The sequence below is a fragment of the Oleiphilus sp. HI0128 genome, assembly GCF_001635365.1.
The window spans coordinates 1-753 of record NZ_LWGG01001612.1 but is presented as its reverse complement, the minus strand read 5'-3'; the positions used below and the strand labels follow the sequence as shown (position 1 = coordinate 753).

The 753-nt window shown below is 48.1% G+C and carries 1 protein-coding gene and 1 pseudogene; both read right to left on the bottom strand.

Features of this window, described 5'->3' with window-relative positions; all coding sequences use genetic code 11:
• Positions 1-178 (bottom strand): annotated as a pseudogene (locus A3763_RS27235) (flagellar motor switch protein FliG); the annotation flags it as partial.
• A partial coding sequence (locus A3763_RS26325) for a flagellar M-ring protein FliF C-terminal domain-containing protein (RefSeq protein WP_304440854.1) occupies positions 171-753 on the bottom strand: 583 nt, incomplete at its 5' end. The pseudogene A3763_RS27235 and the gene A3763_RS26325, both read right to left, overlap by 8 nt.

Genomic DNA, 753 nt, shown 5'->3' with positions numbered 1-753 from the left:
GTTCCTGACTAATATCTTTCAATGCCGCCATAGAGGTACCCACCCGCTGTACTTCTTTTGGCCCCATATGCTTCAAAACCTGGGCAGCGTCCGCTTCACCCAGGCTCATTAGTAAAATCGCAGCAGCATCTACCCGCGAAACTTTTGGCAGCTTTTTATCGCCGTCACCATCAGTCATCTACATTTACCCATTGACGAATTACCTGAGCAACCCTAGCAGGGTCCTCAGCAATCAAACCTTTCAAGGCATTAAGTTGTCGATCAAAACCTTCCGAAGCCCCCGGTAACAGAAACTCATCAGAGGCACTCAAAGTAACTCGTTCTCCTGCCTCACCTTCACTCATGGCATCCATCTGTGCCAAACCGTCCTCATCTCCCGCTAAAGCAAGCTCTTTCGCTTGAGCGCCAGCTTCAGAAAGATTCTTAAACACTGGTCGAATGACGGTAAAGATAATAATCAAGGCGAACAACATTGCTATGCCTTTGGGCACCAGCTCTTTGAACCACGCCTGTTCCCATATTTCCGGCTCTTGTACGGCTTCCACAAACTTAGGTGCAAAAGGCGTATTAATCACATTTACGCTATCACCTCGTGCGGCTGAGTACCCTACCGCATTCCTTACCAATAGCGTCAAACGCTCAAGCTCTTCAGCCGTCCATGTAGTATAGCTTACCTCACCTGTTTCCGGGTTGATATTCTGTATATCATCAATTGCTACAGCAACCGTTAAGCGCTTTAGCCTACCTTGCTGG